This is a genomic window from uncultured Streptococcus sp. (assembly GCF_963528215.1).
Taxonomy (GTDB): domain Bacteria; phylum Bacillota; class Bacilli; order Lactobacillales; family Streptococcaceae; genus Streptococcus.
Genome location: NZ_CAURVL010000006.1, coordinates 94294 through 112630 on the forward strand (window position 1 = coordinate 94294; position 18337 = coordinate 112630).

The window sequence follows — 18337 nt, forward strand, 5'->3', positions numbered from 1 at the left end:
ATGGCTGAATTTACATTCGAAATCGAAGAAAAACTTCTGGTCCTGTCTGAAAATGACAAGGGCTGGACCAAGGAACTCAACCGAGTTAGCTTTAACGGAGCACCAGCTAAGTATGATATTCGGACTTGGAGTCCAGACCACAGCAAGATGGGCAAGGGAATTACACTTTCTAATGAAGAATTCCAAGTTCTCGTGGATGCATTTAAAAACTGATAGAGAAAGCTCTATCAGTTTTTTCTATTTCTCTGAAAAGTAGGAATGGAATTTCAGACTCTTAAAAATAGGGATGCTGATAATGGTAATGAAGACCATCTTCAGCAGATCAGGCAGGATAAAAGGAGTCAGACCAACCGCAATGGCTTTAGAGAAATCAAGACCTCCTAAGAAATGCAGTCCTAGGATACCGCCGACAAAGACGAGAGCGTCGCCCAAGACATTGGCTATAAAAATCATATAGAAGGGACTATCCTTATGTGTCAGACTGGATGTGACAAGCGCAAAGAGTAAGTAGAACCAGAGATATCCGGCGCTTGGGCCAAAGAGAGCCTGAAAACCACCGCTTCCTCCAGCAAAGACTGGCAGGCCAATAGCTCCCAGCAGCAGATAAATAAAAACTGACAAAACCGCTTCGCGAGGTTTGAAAATCGTTGCAATCAAACCGACAGCAAAAGTCTGCAACGTAATGGGAACGGGACCAATGGAAATAGTTAACTGGGACAGGACAGCTAGGAAAGCAGCTCCTATAGCTGGGAGGGCAAGAAGAAATGCTTTGTTTTTGTTCATAAATAGTAAACCTCTTTTTTATTTTATGGTAACTATTTTAAAAGCTAAATAAAAAAAAGTCAAGTCCTTCTTAATCGGACGAGACAAATATACAGACAGATTCTTATTTTCGTTTCTTGCTTCTGATAATCAAGACAAAGAAGGCGATAAGGCCAAAAATATTAAATAAAAGGATGCCCAAGGCTGCAATAATTTTTTTTGTTTTACTCATCAGTTTCCTCGTTTCTGGATTGCTTTGTTCTATCATATCAAAATTTTCAATGTTTGAATAGTTTTCATTAGAAAAAATAGCTATAGCTTCAAACTATATTATTATCAATAAAAAAGGATTATCTAAAAGAGCTATAAAGAATTGCAGCAGCACACTTTGATTGATATAATAATGCAAAAGTAAATAAGAGTTTTTGCTAGAGGTGTGGGTGCGTAATCAACATTTTCTCGAAGCAAGACTGACTAGATTGGAGAAGGCTATGACAGATTTATTAAAAATTTATCAGGAACTACAGGAGAAAAAATGGGTCAACTTGTCCCATCAGATTAAGGAAGACAGTCCGCATTTTCCAGCTCTGCCTGCCTTGGAAAAAAAGGATATTTTCACTTTGAAAGACGGTTTTCATGTTCAGCAGTTTTCTGTAGTTGGCCAGTACGGGACTCATATTGATGCTCCGATTCATTTTGTGGAGGGTGGTCGCTGGTTGGAAGAGATTGAGCTAAAAGATCTTTTCCTGCCTTTGGTGGTTATTGATAAGTCTAAGGAAGTAGCAGAGAATCCGGACTTTATTCTGGGCAAGCAAGATATTTTGGATTTTGAAGCGGAGCACGGGAGAGTTGAGCCAGGGACATTTGTTGCTTTTCGCTCAGATTGGTCCAAGCGTTGGCCAAGCCAATCAGCTATGCGCAATCTGGATGCTCAGGAGATTCAGCATACTCCTGGGTGGGGTCGAAATGCTCTAGAGCTTCTTATCCATGAGCGTGGTGTCAAGGCGGTAGGTCACGAAACTTTTGATACAGATGCGGGGATTCCTACAGCGGAGCATGGATTGCTTAATGAATACTATCTTTTGGAGCAGGACATTTATCAGCTAGAAGTTATGACCAATCTGGATCAGTTGCCGGCTAAGGGTGCTCTCATCTTGATTAGCTTTCCCAACTGGCATCAAGCCAGCGGTTCACCAGTGAGGGCAGTGGCTATTTTACCATAAAGAAAAAGGAGTCTGAGGTTTCATTTCAGGCTCCTTGTCTCATATAATAACTAATAAAAAGATCGCTTTTTATAATCTTTGGAATTTCTTAATGGATATTTGACAATTTACCCTTTAAAATAGTGATGCAGTAGTCTATAGTCTGAAAAAATCTGAATTTTTTCTATTAGATTGATATTTGAAAGGAAAGTCAAATGAATCTGAAATAGCTTAAATCGTAATCTTACAAAAATGTAAGATTCGATAGTAAAATGAAAGATTAAGTTATGGAATGGTCATGATCTTTATTATAAAATGGTAGCAGAAGTCAAAAAGAGGCTGGAATACCAAACCTCTTCTGATTTTGAATGTTTATCGCATAGTCACGAATTCTTCGGAGCCAGTCGGGTGAATGGCAACTGTAGCATCAAAGTCAGCCTTGGTAGCGCCCATCTTGATAGCAACAGCGAAACCTTGAATCATCTCGTCTACTCCGTAGCCAATGCCGTGCAGGCCAACGACCTTTTCATCCTCACCGGCAGTGATGAGCTTGAACTTGGCCTGTTGGCGGTGCTGGGTAACAGCTGAATACATGGATGTGAAGCTAGATGTGTAAACGTGAATATTTTCTGCTCCGTAAGTCTTAATAGCCTCTACCTCAGTCAGGCCGACTGTCCCAATAGCAGGATGGGAGAAGACAACAGTTGGAATAGTTGAGTAGTCCATTTTAGCATTTGTTTTGCCATTGAAAAGACGTTCAGACAGAGTTCGACCAGCCTTGATGGCAACAGGAGTTAATTCTTTTTCACCTGTTACATCGCCGAGAGCATAGATACCTGGAACCACAGTGTTTTGGTACTCATCTACAGCGATGAAGCCTCGTTCATTGAGAGTGACGCCAGCTGCTTCTAGATTAAGGTCTTGAACATTAGGCTTACGGCCGATGGCCCAGATAACATGCTGGGCTGTGTGACTGCTGCCATCTTCAAAGTAGAGCTTGAGCTGACCATCAGGCAGTTTTTCCAGCTTTTGTGGAATCTTATGAGTATGAAGCTGGAGTCCAGACTTTTCCATTTCTTGGAGCAGGCCGTCAATCAGATAACTGTCAAAGTTGCGCAGTGGTCGTTCCTTACGAACAAAAAGATCTGTTTTAACTCCTAGAGCATGGAGCACGCCAGCTAGCTCAACTGCTATATAGCCTGCTCCGACAATGGCTACAGATTCAGGTAACTCTTCCCAAGCAAAGACATCGTCGGAATTCTCGCCGTAGCCTGCGCCAGGAATATTTGGGATAGCAGCATGAGCACCCGTCGCGATGACAATGTGCTTGGCGCGTATAAGCTCGCCGTTGACTTGGACAGTGTTTGCATCCACAAAGCGGGCACGGCCATCGATCAGCTCAACCCCATTCCGCTTGAAGCTACCATCATAAGATGAACGTGCTCGGTCAATATAAGCTTCGCGATTTTTCCGAAGGGTAGCAAAATCAAAAGCCTGATTATCAGAGGTAAAGCCGTAGTCTGGTCCATAATGCTGGATAGCTTCTGCAATTTGGGCTCCGTACCACATAATCTTCTTTGGGACACAGCCGACATTGACACAGGTGCCACCCAGTTTCTTTTCTTCAATAACGGCAACCTTGGCACCGTATTCGCCGGCCCGATTCATGGTAGCAATTCCCCCGCTGCCACCGCCAATAGCAATCATATCAAATTCTTTCATCTTGTTAGAATCTCCTTCTATTATATGAGGTAATTGTACCTTTTTTAGCAGGTGAATGCAAAAATCTGCTACGGATTTAAATGGAGTGACTATCTGAGATAAAATAGCAACCATTTGTGAAAAACTGTAAATTTTTTTAGAAGAATTATGATAGCCTTGTGATATAATATAACAAAAGAAAATCGTTTTCATCAAGAGGAGGAAAAAAGATGAAAAAGTTAAAGAAATGGCAATTATTTAGCATTATTGGAGCTACGATTGCAGTTGTTGTAGGAGCAATTCTCTTCATGTTTCTAAACGGAGGGAATCCTTCTGAGATGCCTGTCGACACGACTCCGCTGGTTCAGAAGGCTAAGGAAGGTTCAGTGGCTTCTTCAGTCTTGCTGACAGGAAATGTCACAGCCAGCAATGAGCAGTACATCTACTATGACAGCACCAAGGGTGACTTGGAAAATGTATTGGTCAATGTAGGCGACCAAGTGACTACCGGTCAAGCGTTGGTAACTTATAAAAGTGCAGAGGCTCAGGCAGCTTATGATGCAGCTGCTCGGGCGGTTAGCAAAGCTGATCGTCAATTGCATGACTTGCAGACCAATGGTGTGATTGTAAATACGACTGGCGACGAAGAAGCAGATGGGGCGTCTGAAGCTCAGGCTCAGCGTTCTGTGGAGTCTCAGGCAGCTGACCTGCGCGATGCTCGAGCTGATGCAGTGGATAATATGAACAAAGCACAAGCTACTCTCAATGCCTTGACAGTGACCAGCACAGCAGATGGTACAGTCGTAGAAGTCAACCGCGATGTTTCAAAATCAACAACAGGCGCCACTCAAACCTTGGTTCACATCGTTAGCAATGGTAATCTGCAGATTAAGGGTGAATTGTCCGAATACAATTTGGCTAATTTGTCTGTTGGTCAAGAAGTGACCATTACATCAAAGGTTTACCCAGATAAGAAATGGACTGGTAAAATCAGCTACATTTCCAACTATCCAAAAGACGGCCAGCAGGCAGCGGCTCAACCATCTGGAACAGGTGGTAGCGGAACAGCTTCAGGTTCCAAATATCCATTTACAATTGACATTACCAGCGAGATTGGTGAGCTCAAACAAGGCTTCTCTGTCAATATCGAAGTTAAAAACAATACTCAGGGACTCATTGTGCCAGTTAGCAGTGTGGTAATGGACGGAGACAAGAACTATGTTTGGGTCCTGGAAAAAGGAGTTGCTAAGAAGACAGAAGTAACGCTCGGAAATGCTGATGCTGAAAATCAAGAAATCTCATCTGGTTTGACAAAGGATAGTAAAGTTATCATCAATCCGACAGATAGCTTGAAAGACGGTCAAGAGGTGAAATCTTATGAAGAAGCTAATTGAGTTAAAAAATATTAATAAGAGCTATCGCAATGGAGACCAGGAACTGCAGGTATTAAAAGACATCAGTCTGGAGGTTGATGAGGGCGAGTTTGTTGCCATCATGGGGCCGTCTGGATCTGGTAAGTCTACTCTGATGAATATCATTGGGATGCTGGATCGTCCGACCACTGGTGAATATCATCTAGGAAGCGAAGAAGTCGCTAAGCTAGGTGATAAGAAGCTGGCCAAGGTTCGAAATAAGCAAATCGGCTTTGTCTTCCAGCAGTTCTTTCTCTTGTCTAAGCTCAATGCCTTGCAAAATGTGGAGCTGCCCTTGATCTATGCAGGTGTCGGTCTATCTAAGCGCAAGTCCTTGGCCGAGCAGTTTCTGACCAAGGTGGAGCTAGACACGCGGATGCATCACCTGCCTTCAGAGCTTTCCGGAGGACAGAAGCAGCGGGTAGCCATTGCGCGTGCTTTGGTCAATAATCCTTCTTTGATTCTGGCTGACGAACCAACAGGAGCCTTGGATACTAAGACTGGTGAGCAGATTATGGAGCTCTTGACTGAGCTCAATCGAGAAGGGAAAACCATTATCATGGTAACCCACGAGCCTGAGATTGCTGCCTATGCCAAACGGCAGATTGTCATTCGTGACGGTGTCATCTCATCTGATAGCGCTAAGGAAGGAGGACTAGCCTAATGCAAAACTGGAAATTTGCCATTAGCTCCATTCTTGGACACAAGATGCGGTCTTTCCTGACCATGATTGGGATTATTATCGGAGTGGCTTCGGTTGTGGTTATCATGGCCTTAGGAGATTCCATTACCCGACGGGTCAATGAGAGTTTTACCAAAAGTCAGAAAAACATGCGTCTTGTTTTTTCTCCTAAAAAGAGCAAGGACGGCTCCTATACACAAACAGCTGATCTCTATTCTGTAAATGTGGAAGATGAAAGCGAAGAAGTGGTGGAGCCACCCAAGGCTCAGGAAGCCTGGGTTAAGGAATTGACCCATATCAAGGGAGTGGACGGTTATTATGTGACCAACTCTGCTATGGAAACCTTTAGCTACGAAAATAAGAAGGCTGAGCGCGTCAACTTTGTCGGAGCAAACATGACCTATATTCAGGTGAAAAAATATAAGATTATCGCCGGAAGGGGTCTGAGGCAGCAAGACTATCAAGGCTTTGCCAGTGTTGTGCTGCTGGACGAAGATCTGGCTGCGACTCTCTTTTCTTCCGCTGAAGAAGCAATCAATAAGATTGTGACAGTGGGTGCCAGTAACTATAGGGTGATTGGGGTTTATAGAGATCCTGAAACTGCTGCTGCATCTGGCTCCATGCAGGTCTATGGTGGCAATGCCATTACGACCAATACTCTCATAGCTGCCAACTTTGGAGTAGATGAGATTTCAGAGATTGTTCTTCGAGTGAATGATACCAGCTTGGTTCCAGAACTTGGTCCTAAGGTTGCCAAGAAATTAACAGAAATTGCTGGTCTCCAACAGGGAGAATATCAAGTGACGGATGATAGTGCCCTCTATCAGGAAGTGCAAAATATTTATGGTGCCATGACAGGAGTTATCGGTGCCATCGCCGGAATCTCACTTTTTGTTGGTGGTATCGGCGTTATGAATATCATGTTGGTATCGGTCACTGAGCGGACTCGTGAAATCGGTCTGCGGAAAGCTCTGGGAGCAACACGTGGCAACATACTGATGCAATTTTTGATTGAGTCTATGATTTTGACACTGATTGGTGGGTTGATTGGACTGGTTCTAGCTGCGGGACTTGCGTCTGTACTAGGCTCGGCCATGAGTCAAATGCTGGAAGGAACTCCAGTGACAGTATCACTCACGGTCAGCATCGTTAGCCTTCTCTTCTCAGCAACCATCGGTGTTCTCTTCGGAATCTTACCGGCCAATAAAGCCTCTAAACTGGATCCAATTGAAGCACTGAGATATGAATAATACAACAAAAGTCTGGTTCCCCAGACTTTTTTGTGATGTAAAAATCCTGCTGGAATTCCAGCAGGATTTGTTTTCTGAATATCGTAAAAATACAGATTATTTCATCGTTGGGAAGAGTAGGACATCGCGAATGGTAGTCACGTCTGTTAGTAACATAACCAGACGGTCGATACCGATTCCTAGGCCTCCAGTTGGTGGCATACCGTATTCCAGAGCTTCGACAAAGTCATAGTCAATGCCTGTTGCTTCGTCATCACCCAGTTCTTTAGCTTTTGCCTGTGCTTCAAAACGAGATAATTGATCGATTGGATCGTTCAACTCGGTGAAGGCATTGGCATATTCTTTGGTCATGATGAAGAGCTCGAAACGGTCCGTGAAGCGTGGATCTTCTGGATTTTTCTTAGCCAGAGGTGATACTGCTACAGGATGACCGTAGACAAAGGTTGGCTGAATCAAGGTTTCTTCCACAAATTCTTCAAAGAAAGCATTGATAACATGGCCAACTTCGGTGAAGTGTTTTTCAAGCGGAACTTTCTTTTCCTTGGCCAAGGTAGCAGCTTCTTCAAAACTCATATCTTGCCAGAAGTCAACACCAGTAATTTCCTTGATGGCGTCGACCATGTGAACGCGTTTAAATGGTTCGTTGATCTTGATTTCAGTTCCTTGGTAGTTGACTGGCCCATCTCCGTTTACAGAGACAGCTGCGTGTTGGATAATGCCTTCCGTCAAGTCCATGATATCTTGAAAATCTGCATAGGCTTGGTAAACCTCAATGGAAGTGAACTCTGGATTGTGAGTTGCGTCCATTCCTTCGTTACGGAAGATACGGCCAATCTCATAAACTCGCTCCATACCACCGACGATAAGACGTTTAAGGTGAAGTTCGGTTGCAATACGAAGTACCATGTCAATGTTTTGGGCATTGTGGTGGGTGATAAATGGACGGGCAGCAGCACCGCCTGCCTCATTGTGGAGAACAGGAGTTTCAACTTCAAGGAAGCCTTGGCCATCCAAGTAACGACGGATTTCAGAGATAATTTTTGAACGAGTAACAAAGCGCTCAAAGCTCTCGCGGTTGGAAATCAGATCCAAATAACGCTTGCGGTAGATGGTTTCGACATCTGTCAGACCGTGGAATTTTTCAGGCAGGGGACGCAGAGCCTTAGACAGATGAGTAAGGTGTGTCGCCTTGATAGAAAGCTCCCCCATATCTGTCCGCATAATCTCACCTTCGATACCGAGGAAATCTCCCAAGTCAGCCTTTTTGAAGATTTCATAGTTTTCTTCACCAACCGCATCTTTACGAACATAAATCTGGATTTGGCCTTCACGATCTTGAATATGGGCAAAGCCAACTTTTCCTTTGCCGCGCTTGGTCATGAGACGGCCAGCGATAATAGCTGTTTCATTGAGTTCGTTTAATTCTTCTTTATCTTTATCGTTGTATTTTTCTTTCAGTTGAGCAGAGTTAGCAGTTCGCTCAAAGCGTTTGCCAAAAGGGTCAATTCCCTGCTCAGCCAGCGCAGCCATTTTTTCACGGCGGATAATCTGCTGGTCGTTTAATTCCTCGATATGTTCAGTAGTCATGTTTTTCCTCCAAAAGTTTTCCTATCTATTTTATCACAAAAGATAGGGAAATTCATCTATATTTGGCTATAAAGTAAGAAAAAAAGCTAGAAATCCAGCTTTAATTTTCTGCCTTTTCAACTAAGTAATCCGTATTATTCCAAGTGATCAGCTCAAAATTCTCAAAGTCTTCTGTTTCAAGGATGGTGATACTAGCATTGGTCAGACCGCCATTCTTGCGCAAAAGAGGTGTGTCATAGCCCAGCATAGTCCGAATGCTGGCGGTTAAGTTGGCTCCGTGCCCGACAATGAGGACTTGTTCATAGCCCTTGTCCTTTAAGGTCTTGATAAAGGAAATGGTTCGGTGGGTTGTATGATAGACCGACTCAGCATCAAAAAACGTATGATTAAATTGCGAGAGATTGTGGCGGAAGGCAGTCATCTGGTGCGGATAGATGGCTTCTATGGTAGAGATTTTTGCGCCTTCCAGTTTTCCCAACTGCCATTCTCGCAGTTCAGGTACTGATACGATTTCAGTCGGAAACTGGCTTTCTTCTTGGATAATCTCAGCAGATCGAACGGCGCGTGGGAGGTCGCTGCTGTAAATTTTGCCAAATTGTGTCTGAACCAGATGTTTTCCTAGGGTATGCAGTTCTTCAACGGCGGCTGGCAAAAGTGGCGAATCACCGCTGGCTCCCTGAAAGCGGCCTTCCTGATTCCATTCCGTTCTTCCGTGTCGGACAAAGTATAATTTCATAGTGGTTGATTGTTTCTTTCTTATTAGAGTTTATTGAGAATATTAGGTGCAGTATTGAAGAATTATGAGCTAGGATTTTCCTTGAGATCTGCAAAGTCAGCTTGAACAAAATCCGCCAAATCTTGAGCCTTGATTTCGATACTGCGGCCGACTTCGCCAGCTGACACGATGATGCTATCTCGCTCTAGAGCTGACTGGTCGATATAGATTGGAAAGTTGTGCTTTTGCCGGATACCGACAGGATTATTGGCTCCGTGGATATAGCCCGTTGTCTTTTCTAAGTCTTTCTGAGGAATCATGCTGACTTTTTTATTGCCGGAAATCTTGGCCATTTTCTTTTCGGACAGATGCTCTGTAATAGGTAGGATACCGATTAGTGTGCCAGTCTTGTCTCCTGTCAAGGCTAAGGTTTTATAAATCTGGGAACGGTCCAAGCTTTCGGCAGGCTGTTCTGCTAAGGCATTTAGCTGCAGACCTTTATGTTCAATCTTAGCCTTGCTTAAAATTTGCTCGACCAGTGTTTTTTTGATTTTTGTTTTTTTAGCCATTAGTATATCTCTCTTCTAATTGTGACATCCAGAGTCCCAGCCAGGTTCCCAGGCCGAAGAAAAAGGCAGCAAGGACCAGGGTCAGTACAGACACTCCAGCATAGCTGATGCTTTCACTGTTTCCTGCTTGTGGTACTACAATGAGAAGTGTACTGGAAAGGACGATGCCAATGATAAAGTGATAGACACGAGAGTAGTAGTTTTTCAAAATATGATCCATCAGCTTGGAGAAGAGAATCAGAGCCAAGGCACCTCCGATTCCGATAGGAAGAAAAGTACCCAAGAGATCCAGTTTGCGAAAGCCATTTAGCATAGGAGCGTAGAGCCCTAAAATCAGGAGAAGGTTGGACGGACTGAGTCCGGGAATCAAAATGCCCAGTGCAATCAGGGCTCCTGCTAAGATAAAAGAGAGAAAGTTGGCTGGCAAGGTGCCGACCATACCGTTTAGGGAATAAAGAAAAATTCCTGAGACGATGAGGCTGACCCAGAAAACGAGAATATCAATCCGATCACGCTCACTTTTAGCAACAGACTCTTTAATGAGGCTAGGAACAGTCCCGATGATAGCTCCGGCAAATCCCCAAAGGACAATCACTTTGTAGTTGTCCAGTAGCAGATTGACAGGATAGGAGAAGGCAGCGATTCCTAGAATCATCCCGATTCCAACTGGTATGAAATAGAGAACATTTTCGACGAAGTTTTCCTTTAAATGTGCTAAAAAATGAATCAGGCGCTCGTAAATACCTAAGATAGCTGCTAAAACACCGCCTGAAACTCCCGGCAAAATAAAGCCAAGTGCAATGACCATTCCTTTGAAAGTTCTATTCAACCAAGAAATCATTGTATTTTCCTTTTCTAATTTCATTTATCAAATCATTATATCATAAAATATAGGCTTTATTAAGAGGAAACGGCTGGAAATTTCCTATTATTTGACAATAAAAAACGACAGCAGTCTTTGAGATTTGAGCTGTCGTTCTGAGCTATTGACTTTCTTTAGGAACTGTAAATAGCTTTTGATAAGTAGCTGTCTGGTCTTTCAAGGTTGACAGCTGGTTCAAATCAAGATAATGAGAGAAACCAGTCAACTGACCTTGTGATGTGTACTGATGCAAGTCGTAATCTTGCTCAGTATTTGGTGCGGCATTGTAGTAGCCGTCGTCATTACCATAAGTCGGAATCCAAATAGCTGTGAACTTATCGGTAGAGATGCTATGCTCTTCCATAAAATAAGTTCCAATATAGATACCAATATTTTTAACACCAAGTGACTCTAGCTTGGCTCGGAAAGCTTCAACTCCCGCATTCATGTCAGACATGGTCTTTTCTTCGACGTCTAGCCAATAATAGGTTGGATGGTACTTGGCAGAAGCCTTGTAGAAACTTTCAGCTTCTTTTTCCATTTCCTTTTTGCTATTGGCGGCCACATAGGCATAGACAGCGACAGGGATGTTGCGCTTTTGAAATTCTTTGATATGTCTTTCATAAGACTTGTCCAGACCATTCAGATGAGTTGCTGCGTTTTCTTTTTTTGCCTGCGCTCCACTATGAACACGGACAATTACTCCTGAAACATTCTGTGCGAGTAAGTCGTAATTAATCTCACTTGGCAGCTGCCAGCCAGAAATGTCAATGATTGGTCTGGAAATAAACTCTTCATCCAAAGACGAATCATCAGATGTTTCCTCTTTTTTTGAGGAACTTGGAGTTTGTTTAGTTTGTGAAATTTTTGCCTGTGCTTGCTTTTCCTGAGAGTCAGTAATTTGCTTACTTATCAAAATAAAAGCGATAAAAGAAGCAAAGAAAATTAGGATTGCAAGCGGTTTAATCCTCTTCCTCATACTGATTTATTTTAACTTAAAACAAATAAAAAAGCAAAAAATATCCCCAGAATTGCTGGAAAATGAATAAAATGTAATATAATTGAAATATTATAAAGCAAAAACAAGACGTTTTGAAAGTTCAAAATGTCTTGTTTTTTAAAGAGATTAGGCAGGCTGTGGAAGATGAGTTACCGTTGGCTAAATCGTTTTGCTTTTTCTTACCTTTTATAATAGCTTTTGAATGAGCTCTTCAATCTTTTGAGGAGAAGTTTGTGGAGAGAAGCGTTTGACAACTTTGCCGTCTCGGCTAACCAGAAACTTTGTGAAATTCCACTTGATATTTTCACCAAGAAGACCGCTTTTTTCTTTTTTGAGCCAGTCAAAGAGTGGAGCAGTCTGAGGACCATTGACATCAATCTTAGCAAATCGAGGAAAGGTCGTTCCGTAGTTAAGGATGCAAAAGCTGTTGATTTCTGAGGCGTCTCCAGGAGCCTGCTGGCCAAACTGATTGCAGGGGAAATCCAGGATTTCAAATCCATCTTTCTGATAGCGCTCATAGAGTTCCTGCAGTTCTTGATACTGAGGAGTGAAGCCACAGCCGGTCGCTGTATTGACAATCAGCAGAATCTTTCCTTTATAATCACTCATTTTTTGCTGACTTCCGTCTTGTTTTTGGATTTCGATATCATAAATGTCTGTCATGTTCTCCTCCTTTGTTTGCTTCCTATCTTATCACAATTTTATGTAAAAGAGAGAAAGCAAGGTCATAATATTCCAGTCTCTGCACTAATGCTTTTTTTTCAATCCAAAAGGTGGTATAATGAGAATTGAATTTTTAGAAGTTTAATGGTGAAATATGAAAATTGACAAGAAGCACTTGTTGAATTATTCCATCTTGATTCCCTATTTGATTTTATCTGTTTTGGGATTGATTGTGGTCTATTCAACGACGAGTCCTACCTCGATTCAGGCCGGAGGAAATGGTTTTGGAATGGTCTTGAATCAGGGGATTTTTTGGGTAATAAGTCTCTTTATAATTGCGCTCCTATATAGAATCCGCTTGGGTTTCCTGAAAAAAGGAGGCATCCTGACTATAGTTATCTTTGCTGAGATTATCCTCTTGCTTTTATCTCGTTTTATAACAGGGACTATCAACGGAGCTCATGGTTGGCTGAAGCTTGGAGCTTTCAGTATTCAGCCTGCTGAGTATTTGAAGATTATTCTGGTCTGGTATCTAGCTTTTCGCTTCACAAAGAGGCAGGAGGAGATAAAGGTCTATGACTATCAAGCCCTGACTCACAACCATTGGTTTCCTAAAGCCTTTAACGACTGGCGGACCATGGTGGCTATTCTGATTGGGATTGTAGCGATTATGCCAGACCTTGGAAATGCGACTATTCTATTTTTGACCGTCGTGATAATGATAGCTGTCAGTGGGATTGGTTATCGATGGTTTTCTACGATGCTGGGAGCCATTGTTAGTGTTTCCGGCTTGGTTCTGGCTAGCATTTGGTTGATTGGGGTTGAGCGCGTGGCCAAGATTCCAGTCTTTGGATATGTGGCCAAGCGTTTCAGCGCTTTCTTCAATCCCTTCAAGGATCTGTCTGGTTCAGGTCACCAGTTGGCGAATTCCTACTATGCTATGAGTAATGGCGGCTGGTTTGGTCTAGGCTTGGGTAACTCTATTGAAAAGCGCGGCTATCTGCCGGAAGCTCATACGGACTTTGTATTTTCTATCGTGATAGAAGAGTTTGGTTTCTTTGGTGCCAGTCTGATTCTGGCCTTACTCTTTTTCCTGATTCTGAGAATTATCTTGGTAGGGATTCGAGCCAAGAATCCATTTAACTCCATGATGGCTTTGGGAATTGGCGGTATGATACTCATGCAGACCTTCATCAATATTGGTGGAATTTCAGGTCTCATTCCTTCTACAGGAGTAACCTTCCCCTTCCTATCGCAAGGAGGGAACAGTCTTCTGGTCTTGTCAGTAGCCATTGCCTTGGTACTCAATATTGATGCCAACGAGCGCCGTGATGCCTTGTATGAGCAGATGGAAGCGGAGGCGCAAGGCCGGTCTGAGGAAGCTTAATCGCAGTTCGTGTGAACAGTTGTTGCAAAAATGAAAGGTGCAGATTATGTCATTTAACAAATTAGAAAGTTACAGCAATAAAGAAGTGATTCGAGAAGAAGTCGCCATATTGACAGATTTACTTGCCGATATTACTCGGAATCTTCTCGGCCCTGAGACCTTTGAAAAAATCTCCCTTATGGAGGAGCTGGCGGTTAACTCCAAATATCATGAGTTAAAAGCGATTGTAGAAGAACTGACGACAGATGAAATGGTTTATATCTCCCGTTATTTCTCTATTTTGCCGCTTTTGATTAATATCTCAGAAGACGTGGACCTAGCTTATGAAATCAACCACCAGAACAATATTAATCAGGATTATCTTGGGAAGTTGTCAACAACCATTGACCTGATTTCAACGCGGGAAAATGCTCAGGAAATTCTGGAAAACCTGAATGTTGTGCCAGTACTGACAGCTCACCCGACTCAGGTTCAGCGTAAGACCGTTCTGGACTTAACCAATCATATCCATAGTCTACTGCGCCAGCATCGTGATGTTAAGGCTGGCCTGGTCAATGAGAAGAAGTGGCTAGGAAATCTCCGCCGCTATATTGAGCTTATGATGCAGACAGATATGATCCGTGAGAAAAAGCTGAAAGTGACTAATGAGATTACCAATGTCATGGAGTACTATAACAGCTCTTTCCTACAAGCTATCACCAACTTTATGGTTGAATACAGACGCTTGGCAGAAGAGCGAGGTATCAAGCTGGATAATCCTAAGCCTATTACCATGGGAATGTGGATTGGCGGTGACCGGGATGGCAATCCTTTTGTAACAGCAGAAACCCTGAAACTATCAGCCACGCTCCAGAGTGAAGTCATCCTCAACTATTACATTGACAAGGTTTATACACTCTATCGCACCTTCTCACTCTCGACCAACCTCTCAGAAACCAGTCAGGCAGTAGCAGAAATGGCAGCTCTTTCTACAGACAAGTCTGTTTATCGGGAAAATGAGCCTTACCGCCGTGCTTTCCACTATATCCAGTCTAAACTGATTCAAACCTTGCTTTACCTAAAAGAAGGCAATTTTTCAACTGACGGTCAGCGATTGACTGACCGAGCTGAGGAAACATTGTCTGCGAAGACCAACCTTTCTGTCAGCAATAAAGGAAGAGAAATCATTCCTAATTATATCCAGTCTCGTATCAGCGAGACCCTGACTGAGCTGAAGAAGGAGGAGACACCTTCTTACAGAACCGCTCAGGAATTTAAAGAAGACTTGCAGGTCATTTATGATTCTCTTATCGAACATCATGGTGAAGCCTTGGTAAGTGGGGACTTGACTGAACTCCTCCAAGCGGTTGATGTTTTTGGCTTCTTCTTGGCCAGCATTGATATGCGGCAGGATTCCAGCGTTCATGAGGCCTGTGTGGCTGAACTTTTGGCATCAGCTAATATTGTTCAGGATTATAGTAGTCTGTCGGAAGAAGAAAAATGCCAGGTCCTCCTCAAACAGCTGCTTGAAGATCCTCGTATCCTATCAGCTACCCATGAGACTAAATCCGAACTCCTGCAAAAAGAACTGGAGATTTTCAAAACAGCCCGTCAGCTAAAAGATGCAATCGGTGAGGAAGTCATTAAGCAAAATATTATTTCTCACTCGACTAGTGTATCAGATCTACTTGAGTTGGCTATTATGCTCAAGGAAGTAGGGCTGATTGATGAAAATGGTGCCCGTGTCCAGATTGTTCCGCTCTTTGAGACCATTGAGGACTTGGACAATTCCTGCGATACCATGGAGAAATACCTGTCTCTGCCGATTGCTCAGAAGTGGATTGCTTCTAAGGATAACTACCAGGAAATCATGCTGGGTTATTCAGACAGTAATAAGGACGGTGGCTACCTATCTTCTTGCTGGACCCTCTACAAGGCTCAGCAGCAATTAACAGCTATCGGTGACAAATTTGGTGTGAAAATTACCTTCTTCCATGGCCGGGGAGGTACAGTGGGACGCGGTGGCGGCCCAACCTATGAAGCCATCACTTCCCAGCCACTCCGCAGTATCAATGACAGGATCCGTCTGACTGAGCAAGGGGAAGTCATTGGTAATAAATATGGAAACAAAGACGCAGCCTACTATAACTTGGAAATGCTGGTGTCTGCTGCCATTAACCGCATGGTAACTCATAAGAAGAGCGATAGCCATACGTCCGATAAATATGAGCGGATTATGGATCAAGTAGTCAATCGCAGTTATCAGATTTACCGTGATTTGGTCTTTGGCGACGAGCGTTTTTACGATTATTTCTTCGAATCCAGCCCTATCAAGGCTATCTCTAGCTTTAATATCGGTTCTCGTCCAGCTGCTCGTAAAACCATCACTGAAATCGGCGGTCTCAGAGCTATTCCGTGGGTCTTCTCATGGTCTCAAAGTCGGGTTATGTTCCCAGGATGGTATGGTGTTGGGTCAAGTTTCAAGGAATTCATTCATGAAGATCCAGAAAATAACTTAGCCTTTCTGCAATTTATGTATAAGAGATGGCCATTCTTCAAATCACTTTTATCAAACGTAGACATGGTTCTATCTAAGTCGAATATGAATATCGCTTTTGAGTATGCGCAGCTTTGCGAAGATCAGAATGTCCGTGATATTTTCAATATTATCTTGGATGAATGGCAGTTGACTAAGGATGTCATTTTGGAGATTGAAGGTCATGATGAGCTCCTAGCAGAAAACACCTATCTAAGAGACAGTTTGGACTACCGCATGCCTTACTTCAATGTTTTGAACTATATCCAGCTAGAGCTAATCAAGCGTCAGCGCAACGGTCAGCTCACACCTGATCAAGAGAAGCTGATTCATATCACAATCAACGGTATTGCGACTGGCCTGCGAAATTCTGGCTAATACAAAGAGAAAATCGGAATTGTTCCGGTTTTTTCTATTTTTGTAACCAAAGGGCTTTTTAATTCGTTATACTAGTGAAGGAGGGGGGTGAGCTTATCAAACTAGATGAATATGAAACAATCTTGATAGGCTTTGCTCGCGAGATTGTATCCTATCTGCAGAAGTCAGGGGCTTCTAAAGTGGAAGCAGAAGATGTAGTTCAGGACGTTTTTGTCAAGATGTTGGAAACAGAAGTTATTATTCCGGCGGAAAAGATGCGAGCTTGGATGTATCGGGTTTCCATCCGGCGCTATATCGACAGATATAGGAGAGATAAGCATTATTTGGAGATTTTGCGAAAAGAATTTTTTGGAAAAGATCTTGTCAATCCCTTTGAAAATCAAGATTATGAGCTGCTACGAAGTGCAATAGAAGAACTGCCGTCTAAGGAAGCTGCACTGTTAGAACTCTATTATTTTCAGGGGTTTACAGTAAAGGAGATTGCTCGAATCATGTCTTACTCGGTGAGCAAGGTCAAGATTCAGTTGATGCGCAGCCGTGCTAAGCTCCGAAAGAAACTGGAAAAGAAAGGATACCTAAATGGAAACATTTGAAATTCTTGCAAAGAAAAGCAGAAGAAAAAGACTCTGGAAGACAGTTGCTATTAGCGCCTTTGTTTCTTTAGTGATTTTAGGTCTCTTAGGAAAGGGACTAATAGAATTAGCCTCCAAGAATGGACAAAACTTGCAGAAACAGTACGAAATTATGTCCGAAATCGCCTACCCTAATGTTGACTATGACAGTCTTTATTACACACAAACTTCTTATTTCTCAGGAACCTTACGTTCCGATCGTTTTAAAGACTTGAATGGAGTGAGAGTGGCTTATCCAGCTTATGAGGGTAACTATTCACTAACAGGCTCTTATAGAAATCCGACTTCGGAGGGAACTTATTCCGCTAAATCAGGGACCTATACGCGAGAACTTCGGCAGAAATATCCGGTCTTCTATAATATCAATGCCAAAGAAACAAAGGATAGTAATTCCATACCTAAGGAGTTGGCTTCTGTCAAAGAAATGCCTAGTCAATTGGTGGAAGTAGCCGTGACCTTTGATAAAACCTATACCTATAAGGAAATTCAGCAGATGATACCGAATAATCTCAAGATTAATTGGTACTGGATTGGTAGTCAATCGAAGGACGGTGAAAATGGCATGGTACTGAGTTCTGATCCTAAGACGACCTATGGAGCTGGTGCTGAATTATTAGCTATGGATCCAACAATTAGCAGTAAAGAGGGACAGAAGACCTTCTTGGACTATCTAAAAGAAGTTGATAAAACCTTTTTCCCAACTGTTAACAATTACAATATGTACAATGACATTGAAACCTATCTCAAGAAATTCAGCCAGCTAGATATTCGCGAGGAAAAGAATCGAGATCAATTGACTTTTTCAGGTGTCATTCTTACCGGAAAATCTGAAAATTTTGCTCAACTAGAGGGGAAAGAATGGAATTATGCTTCCAGTATTGGAGCCTCTATTCAAAATAAACCTTACTACAAATTAGACAAGGAATAATTCACAAAAAAATACTAAAAGACTTGCATTTTCATTTAAATTTGATAAAATAGTAAGGAAAGTTAGACTGTATTGCCTACTGTCTATCTATA

The 18337-nt window shown here is 42.6% G+C and carries 17 protein-coding genes; 9 read left to right on the top strand and 8 right to left on the bottom strand.

The features are described 5' to 3' along the window. Entirely contained in the window at positions 1 to 213 is a 213-nt protein-coding gene (locus tag RWS24_RS04180) for a YdbC family protein (RefSeq protein ID WP_002897227.1), read from the top strand. Positions 214 to 237: 24 nt separating this feature from the next. Here the strand turns inward: RWS24_RS04180 and RWS24_RS04185 are convergent, their stop codons facing one another. Beyond that, positions 238 to 783, bottom strand: a complete 546-nt coding sequence (locus tag RWS24_RS04185; RefSeq protein WP_314365711.1) for a biotin transporter BioY — start codon at positions 781 to 783, stop codon at positions 238 to 240. Positions 784 to 1253: 470 nt separating this feature from the next. Here RWS24_RS04185 and RWS24_RS04190 point away from each other — a divergent pair, with 470 nt between their 5' ends. Next, positions 1254 to 1985: a cyclase family protein gene (locus RWS24_RS04190; protein WP_314365714.1), complete on the top strand. Its 732-nt coding sequence runs from the start codon at positions 1254 to 1256 to the stop codon at positions 1983 to 1985. 351 nt (positions 1986 to 2336) lie between these two features. On the opposite strand, the gene gorA is transcribed toward RWS24_RS04190, so the two are convergent. After that, on the bottom strand, positions 2337 to 3686 hold the full coding sequence (gene gorA, locus RWS24_RS04195; RefSeq protein WP_314365716.1) for a glutathione-disulfide reductase: 1350 nt from the start codon (positions 3684 to 3686) through the stop codon (positions 2337 to 2339). Between the two features lie 209 nt (positions 3687 to 3895). Between gorA and RWS24_RS04200 the strand changes: the two genes are divergently transcribed. Genes RWS24_RS04200 through RWS24_RS04210 form a run of 3 tightly spaced genes read left to right on the top strand, consistent with a single transcriptional unit; the run spans position 3896 to position 7009 of the window. Continuing rightward, on the top strand, positions 3896 to 5059 hold the full coding sequence (locus RWS24_RS04200; RefSeq protein WP_314365717.1) for an efflux RND transporter periplasmic adaptor subunit: 1164 nt from the start codon (positions 3896 to 3898) through the stop codon (positions 5057 to 5059). Then, positions 5043 to 5741: an ABC transporter ATP-binding protein gene (locus RWS24_RS04205; protein ID WP_125342328.1), complete on the top strand. Its 699-nt coding sequence runs from the start codon at positions 5043 to 5045 to the stop codon at positions 5739 to 5741. Before RWS24_RS04200 ends, RWS24_RS04205 begins: the two co-directional genes overlap by 17 nt. Beyond that, positions 5741 to 7009, top strand: a complete 1269-nt coding sequence (locus RWS24_RS04210) for an ABC transporter permease (RefSeq protein ID WP_314365720.1) — start codon at positions 5741 to 5743, stop codon at positions 7007 to 7009. The genes RWS24_RS04205 and RWS24_RS04210 overlap by 1 nt, the downstream gene beginning before the upstream one ends. 96 nt (positions 7010 to 7105) lie before the next feature. Here the strand turns inward: RWS24_RS04210 and lysS are convergent, their stop codons facing one another. From lysS to RWS24_RS04240, 6 genes are all read right to left on the bottom strand, one after another. Continuing rightward, positions 7106 to 8596 (bottom strand): lysine--tRNA ligase, encoded by a 1491-nt coding sequence (lysS, locus tag RWS24_RS04215; protein WP_004186175.1) that lies wholly within the window; start codon positions 8594 to 8596, stop codon positions 7106 to 7108. 100 nt (positions 8597 to 8696) lie between these two features. Further along, positions 8697 to 9332 (bottom strand): histidine phosphatase family protein, encoded by a 636-nt coding sequence (locus RWS24_RS04220; RefSeq protein ID WP_314365724.1) that lies wholly within the window; start codon positions 9330 to 9332, stop codon positions 8697 to 8699. Between the two features lie 62 nt (positions 9333 to 9394). Beyond that, the gene (locus RWS24_RS04225) at positions 9395 to 9880 is read right to left on the bottom strand and encodes an aminoacyl-tRNA deacylase (RefSeq protein WP_314365726.1); all 486 of its coding nucleotides are present in this window, start codon (positions 9878 to 9880) and stop codon (positions 9395 to 9397) included. Continuing rightward, the gene (locus RWS24_RS04230) at positions 9873 to 10721 is read right to left on the bottom strand and encodes a DUF368 domain-containing protein (protein ID WP_314365727.1); all 849 of its coding nucleotides are present in this window, start codon (positions 10719 to 10721) and stop codon (positions 9873 to 9875) included. Before RWS24_RS04230 ends, RWS24_RS04225 begins: the two co-directional genes overlap by 8 nt. A gap of 142 nt (positions 10722 to 10863) precedes the next feature. Then, positions 10864 to 11721 carry a glycoside hydrolase family 25 protein gene (locus RWS24_RS04235; RefSeq protein WP_002894996.1) on the bottom strand — a complete coding sequence of 286 codons (858 nt, stop codon included), beginning with the start codon at positions 11719 to 11721 and terminating at the stop codon, positions 10864 to 10866. A 207-nt stretch (positions 11722 to 11928) separates the two neighbouring features. Then, positions 11929 to 12405, bottom strand: coding sequence for a glutathione peroxidase (locus RWS24_RS04240; protein ID WP_125342324.1), 477 nt, complete (start codon positions 12403 to 12405; stop codon positions 11929 to 11931). A gap of 154 nt (positions 12406 to 12559) precedes the next feature. On the opposite strand from RWS24_RS04240, the gene ftsW reads away from it, so the two are divergent. The 4 genes from ftsW to RWS24_RS04260 all read left to right on the top strand — a co-directional run bounded on the left by ftsW (position 12560) and on the right by RWS24_RS04260 (position 18245). Next, the gene (gene ftsW / locus RWS24_RS04245; RefSeq protein WP_125342323.1) at positions 12560 to 13792 is read left to right on the top strand and encodes a cell division peptidoglycan polymerase FtsW; all 1233 of its coding nucleotides are present in this window, start codon (positions 12560 to 12562) and stop codon (positions 13790 to 13792) included. Positions 13793 to 13838: 46 nt separating this feature from the next. Beyond that, entirely contained in the window at positions 13839 to 16685 is a 2847-nt protein-coding gene (ppc, locus tag RWS24_RS04250; RefSeq protein WP_314365731.1) for a phosphoenolpyruvate carboxylase, read from the top strand. 122 nt (positions 16686 to 16807) lie between these two features. Continuing rightward, positions 16808 to 17278, top strand: coding sequence for an RNA polymerase sigma factor (locus RWS24_RS04255; RefSeq protein WP_314365733.1), 471 nt, complete (start codon positions 16808 to 16810; stop codon positions 17276 to 17278). Continuing rightward, on the top strand, positions 17265 to 18245 hold the full coding sequence (locus RWS24_RS04260) for an anti sigma factor C-terminal domain-containing protein (protein WP_314365736.1): 981 nt from the start codon (positions 17265 to 17267) through the stop codon (positions 18243 to 18245). The genes RWS24_RS04255 and RWS24_RS04260 overlap by 14 nt, the downstream gene beginning before the upstream one ends. Positions 18246 to 18337 lie beyond the last annotated feature (92 nt).

Bases quoted from the DNA above. Each gene is read 5' to 3' on its own strand.
- RWS24_RS04180 (WP_002897227.1), top strand. From the start codon at position 1: ATGGCTGAATTTACATTCGAAATCGAAGAAAAACTTCTGGTCCTGTCT.
- RWS24_RS04185 (WP_314365711.1), bottom strand. From the start codon at position 783: ATGAACAAAAACAAAGCATTTCTTCTTGCCCTCCCAGCTATAGGAGCT.
- RWS24_RS04190 (WP_314365714.1), top strand. From the start codon at position 1,254: ATGACAGATTTATTAAAAATTTATCAGGAACTACAGGAGAAAAAATGG.
- gorA (WP_314365716.1), bottom strand. From the start codon at position 3,686: ATGAAAGAATTTGATATGATTGCTATTGGCGGTGGCAGCGGGGGAATT.
- RWS24_RS04200 (WP_314365717.1), top strand. From the start codon at position 3,896: ATGAAAAAGTTAAAGAAATGGCAATTATTTAGCATTATTGGAGCTACG.
- RWS24_RS04205 (WP_125342328.1), top strand. From the start codon at position 5,043: ATGAAGAAGCTAATTGAGTTAAAAAATATTAATAAGAGCTATCGCAAT.
- RWS24_RS04210 (WP_314365720.1), top strand. From the start codon at position 5,741: ATGCAAAACTGGAAATTTGCCATTAGCTCCATTCTTGGACACAAGATG.
- lysS (WP_004186175.1), bottom strand. From the start codon at position 8,596: ATGACTACTGAACATATCGAGGAATTAAACGACCAGCAGATTATCCGC.
- RWS24_RS04220 (WP_314365724.1), bottom strand. From the start codon at position 9,332: ATGAAATTATACTTTGTCCGACACGGAAGAACGGAATGGAATCAGGAA.
- RWS24_RS04225 (WP_314365726.1), bottom strand. From the start codon at position 9,880: ATGGCTAAAAAAACAAAAATCAAAAAAACACTGGTCGAGCAAATTTTA.
- RWS24_RS04230 (WP_314365727.1), bottom strand. From the start codon at position 10,721: ATGATTTCTTGGTTGAATAGAACTTTCAAAGGAATGGTCATTGCACTT.
- RWS24_RS04235 (WP_002894996.1), bottom strand. From the start codon at position 11,721: ATGAGGAAGAGGATTAAACCGCTTGCAATCCTAATTTTCTTTGCTTCT.
- RWS24_RS04240 (WP_125342324.1), bottom strand. From the start codon at position 12,405: ATGACAGACATTTATGATATCGAAATCCAAAAACAAGACGGAAGTCAG.
- ftsW (WP_125342323.1), top strand. From the start codon at position 12,560: ATGAAAATTGACAAGAAGCACTTGTTGAATTATTCCATCTTGATTCCC.
- ppc (WP_314365731.1), top strand. From the start codon at position 13,839: ATGTCATTTAACAAATTAGAAAGTTACAGCAATAAAGAAGTGATTCGA.
- RWS24_RS04260 (WP_314365736.1), top strand. From the start codon at position 17,265: ATGGAAACATTTGAAATTCTTGCAAAGAAAAGCAGAAGAAAAAGACTC.